At 69.6% G+C, this 4433-nt stretch carries 6 protein-coding genes; 4 read left to right on the forward strand and 2 right to left on the reverse strand.

The window, feature by feature from the left end:
• The first annotated feature begins 434 nt into the window (after positions 1 to 434).
• Together ABD241_RS20165 and ABD241_RS20170 are read left to right on the forward strand one after the other, a co-directional pair.
• Positions 435 to 635: a helix-turn-helix domain-containing protein gene (locus ABD241_RS20165; protein ID WP_344067173.1), complete on the forward strand. Its 201-nt coding sequence runs from the start codon at positions 435 to 437 to the stop codon at positions 633 to 635.
• A gap of 237 nt (positions 636 to 872) precedes the next feature.
• A complete protein-coding gene (locus ABD241_RS20170; RefSeq protein ID WP_344067176.1) occupies positions 873 to 1850 on the forward strand; it encodes a cupredoxin domain-containing protein in 978 nt (325 codons plus the stop codon).
• Positions 1851 to 1890: 40 nt separating this feature from the next.
• Here the strand turns inward: ABD241_RS20170 and ABD241_RS20175 are convergent, their stop codons facing one another.
• Positions 1891 to 2244 (reverse strand): J domain-containing protein, encoded by a 354-nt coding sequence (locus tag ABD241_RS20175; RefSeq protein WP_344067179.1) that lies wholly within the window; start codon positions 2242 to 2244, stop codon positions 1891 to 1893.
• 262 nt (positions 2245 to 2506) lie between these two features.
• Complete coding sequence (locus tag ABD241_RS20180) at positions 2507 to 2938, reverse strand: Hsp20/alpha crystallin family protein (protein ID WP_344067377.1); 432 nt, start codon at positions 2936 to 2938, stop codon at positions 2507 to 2509.
• Positions 2939 to 3130: 192 nt separating this feature from the next.
• On the opposite strand from ABD241_RS20180, the gene ABD241_RS20185 reads away from it, so the two are divergent.
• A complete protein-coding gene (locus ABD241_RS20185) occupies positions 3131 to 3349 on the forward strand; it encodes a hypothetical protein (protein WP_344067182.1) in 219 nt (72 codons plus the stop codon).
• 175 nt (positions 3350 to 3524) lie between these two features.
• The coding region (locus ABD241_RS20190) for an MASE1 domain-containing protein (RefSeq protein ID WP_344067185.1) at positions 3525 to 4433 on the forward strand (909 nt) is incomplete at its 3' end.

Consider the following 4433-nt stretch of genomic DNA (forward strand, 5'->3'; position numbering starts at 1 on the left):
GACGAGGGAGGCCCCGGCAGTCGTGTGCAGGGCCGGCTCGCACGTAGGGCCACGGCCCACCTCGAGCGCATGGCGTCGTGAACGACCCGCTCGGCCTGCTCCCACTAGCGCCTTCTGCGCGGCACCTTCCAGCCCAACTCCTCTGGGTCACTGCACCGACCCGCGGGGCGCATTTGTGGCACACGGCATCCGAGCAGGTCGCTCGCGGGACCACGACAACAGGCGATCACGTACGCCACAACCCACCCGAGAACCCTGAGAACAGGGCATATTCGGTCCTAAAGCGGGTGTTGCAGCTTCGAATCCTGCCGGGGCCTTACATGTTTGTTTTGTATGCGTTCGGCTCATGGTTGACATTCGGTCTTCGCCTGATGCCTGACGGTGTTTCGGGTGATGGTTGACAGCGGCTCCGGCTGATCCTTGACGCTCTCCTGATGAAGGAGTCGAGCGTGGCCGAGCAACGGCGCAAGGTAGTACTGGCCGGGGTCAGTGACCGCCAGCAGGTCCCCGAGGCGGCCGCAGCGTGGGGAGTCTCGACGCAGACCCTGCTCGCCCGGCTGTCCCAGTACGCGCGTGACGGGCTGGGTGGGCTACAGCCAGGAAGCGGTCCGCCGACCGGCGTGCACGCCTCGTGAACCACAAGGGGACAAAGGCGTACGAGCGAATGCCACGCCCCGCCGCGGACGCGGATGATGTCGACGACAACCCGGCCGTTCCCGACTCAGCAACCGAAACCGTTGCAGGACAGCCTAATTCGACGTCTGACCGTCCGCTGGGAACTTCCTGTTCTGCACCGCTCGACCACCTCGCTCACTAGCGTGGAGACGCCCTTCGGGGCCCCGAAGGGCGTAGCTGCACTCCTTGGAGGATCCATGCAGACGCACGCTCGAAAGAAACTACGGACGCTGCTCGCAGCGCTCGCCACGGTCGTGCTCGGAACCCTGTTCCTCGGGCCGACGGCCAACGCAGACACGGGCTCCACCACCACCCACAGGACGTGGACCGTTCACGTCGGCGCCCAGTCGCGCAACGGTGCCATCCAGGGGATGCAGTTCCTCCCCGGCCAGATCTGGATCGACGTCGGCGACACCGTTCACTGGACCGCTGCCTCCATGGAACCGCACACGGTGACATTCCTTCGTGTGGGACAGCTGCCACCGCCGTTCGACCCCACCAACGCGCGCCAGACCACGCGTACGGCCGCGACGACCATCACGACGCCGGGCCAGTTCCGCAACTCCGGGGTGCTGGCGACGATGCCGATCCCCGAGCTGCCGACGTCGTACCTCTCCTACGACCTCACCTTCAAGGGCCGCGGAGACTTCGTCTACTACTGCCTCCTGCACGGCAAGCAGATGAAGGGCGTGGTCCACGTCGCCGCCGCCGGCACGCCGTACCCGCACACGCAGTCCTACTACGACATGCAGTACCGAGACGGTCGGGACAGGACGGTCGAGAGGGGCTTTGACTACGCTGAGCGCGTCGCGGCTCTTTCGACCAACCACCACGTCTACGTCGGCGCGGTCGACCCCCGCGGCATGTTCATGGTCATGCGGTTCCTCCGGACGACCGTGACGGTCCACAAGGGCGACACCATCGACTTCGACTGGTCGTTCAACCACGGCTTCCCGGTCCCGCACACCGTGACCTTCGGTCCGGAGCCTCCCGCACCCATCGCGGTGGGCACGCCCCGCAACTTCACCGGCGGCCAGCTGAGCTCGGGCGTCCTGCCGACGGCCGGTCCCGGAGCGCACTTCAGGGTGACCTTCAACAAGGCAGGCACCTTCTCCTACATCTGCATGTTCCACGACGGCATGGGGATGGTCGGGAAGGTCGTCGTCACCTCCTGACGTGACGACCTGACGAGGCGTGCAGCCTGCCGGGCAGCGGTCAGGTCCGGTGCCACCGGACCGGGCCGACGCGGATGGCGGACTGCACGTCTTCGCCGGCTCGTCCGCCCGGCTCTGCTCTGCGCACCACGACCGGCTGCCCGCCAGGCGCCGCACGTCCTCGGCGGGCCCGGTCGTAGTCCGCGCGGGCCTGCGGGTCGCCCAGGACCGCATACGCGGCGACGGCCCGCTGGAACGCCGCGTCGCCGGTCGCCCCGGCCCCAGGCGTCGCCCCAGAACCCCGCGTGTCCGGATGGTGCCGACGCATCAGGGCACGGAAGGCGCGCCTGATCTGCTCCTGCGTGGCCGTGGGTGCGACCCCGAGGACGGCATACAGGTCAGCGCGCTCTGTCATCGTCCCCGCTCCCTCTTCGACACGGAGGAAGTCCCGGCCGTTCGCTGGGCGACGGCCGGGACCGCGAATCTTGTTGAGCCACAGGAACCCCGGCCGGTGCGAACCGGTACGCCGTCAAGGCGTGGGCGTCGCGCTTCGAGCGTCAGGCGCGCGAGCAGCGAACGCACCGGCCGGGGAGCTCCTTCGTCCGTCGAACACTCCGACACAACCACTTCCAGGCGACCACCTGCCCTTCGGTCATCACACCAGGCGCCGGCTCGGCTCAGGCGCCGATCGCCTGCCGGTCCTCGGTCGCTCCGGTGATCTCGATCTTGCGAGGCTTGGCCTCCTCGGCGACGGGGATCGTCAGGGTGAGGACCCCGCCGTCGTAGCGGGCCTCGATCCGCCCGGTGTCGAGGTTGTCGCCGAGCACGAGCTGCCGGCTGAACACCCCGAACGGACGCTCGGCGGCGATGAGCTGCTTCTCGTCGTAGCGCGGTCGGCGCTCGGCCTTGACCGTGACGACGTTGCGCTCGACGTCGAGGTCGATGCCGTCCGGCTCCACGCCCGGAAGGTCGAACTCGACGTGGAAGGTGTCACCGTCTCGCCACGCGTCCATCGGCATCAGGGAAGACCGGGCGAAGGACCCGCCGGTGCCCAGGACCTGCTGCGTGAGGCGGTCCAGCTCTCGGAAGGGGTCAGTGCGCATCAGCATCATGTTCACCTCCATCGTCTGCAGCGATGCTCCTCGGAGGGCCACGACCGCGTCTGGCGATCTATGGCGTGCGCTATAGATTTTGTATATCACCAGAGCCAAGACCCAGGCAAGAGGTCGCGACGGAGGACAACCGACCTGACCGTCGTGCCATGCTGGGACACGAGAGCGCGACGGAGAAGGAGGAGTCCAGTGACTGCACAGCACCCCGGCCGCGACGACGTTCCCGAGGCTGACCTGCTCGAGCAGCAGGCACCGGTCGACCCGCCGGTCCTGCCCGACTCGGAGGCGACGGCTGACTCCCCCGACCCCGAGCCGCCGACCCCGGCCGACGAGGCCGACGAGGCCGACCAGCTCGAGCAGCACGAGGTCGTCGCGGGCGACGACGACGACTACCCGCGCGAGTCGTAGGAGAGCCGGCGCCGCGCCTGGGCGCACGTATGCCGCCCGGCCGGGCCACGCCGCATACGTCCACCGGCGCTGGGGCCGGCGCGTGCGAGCGGGCCGAGCGCCTCTCGTCAGGGCCGCAGTCCTCTCCTAGAGTCATGACCATGGTGGAGCGTGCGCAGCCGGGCTGCTCCCAGCGATGACACCGGGTGCGGGGACGACCGAGTCGTCGCCTGATGCCGACGCGCCCAGGTACGCGTCCCGCGCCCGACGGGTCGCCGTCGCACTGGGCGTCGGCGCGGCGTACTACCTGAGTGCCCGTGTGGGCCTGCGGCTCTCCCTCGTCGGCAACGACGTCACCCCGCTCTGGCCGCCGACGGGAGTCGCCGTCGCGGCGCTCATCGTCTTGGGCCGGGCCTACTGGCCGGCGTTCGCCCTCGCAGCCCTGGCCGTCAACCTGCCGATCAGCGCCAGCCCGTGGGCAGCTGCCGTCATCGCGGTCGGCAACACCCTGGCCCCGATCGTCGCCGTGATGCTGCTGCGCAGGGTGGGCTTCCGGCGCGAGCTCGACCGGCAGCGGGACGCGATCGCCCTCGTCTTCCTCGGCGCCCTGGGCAGCATGCTCGTCAGCGCCACCATCGGCTCGGCCACCCTGCTGGCGTCCGGGTCGGTCTCCGCGGCCCAGCTCCCGACGGCGTGGACCGTGTGGTGGACCGGCGACGCCATGGGGGTGCTCGTGGTCGCCCCCTTCCTGCTGTGCATCCCCCTCTTCCGCGAGCAGCGTGGCTGGCCGCTGCACCAGTGGCTGGAGGCCGGCGCCGTGCTGCTGCTCACGACCGCCGTGGTGACCAGCGCGGCCGTCATGCGGCTGCCCGTCCTCTTCCTCTCCCTGCCGGTCCTCGGGTGGGCCGCATGGCGACTGCAGCTGCGCGGCGCCGCGCCTGCCGCGCTGATCGCCTCGACGGTGACCACCTGGTCGGCTGCCCGGGGCATCGGGCCGTTCGCGAACCGCACCGTGCTCGAGCAGATGCTCCTCCTGCAGGCGTTCAACGCCTGCATCGCCCTGACCTCCTTCTTCCTCGCCGCGCTCGTCAGCGAGCGGATGCAG

The sequence above is a fragment of the Terrabacter lapilli genome (genome assembly GCF_039531305.1).
GTDB classification, from domain to species: Bacteria; Actinomycetota; Actinomycetes; order Actinomycetales; family Dermatophilaceae; genus Terrabacter; species Terrabacter lapilli.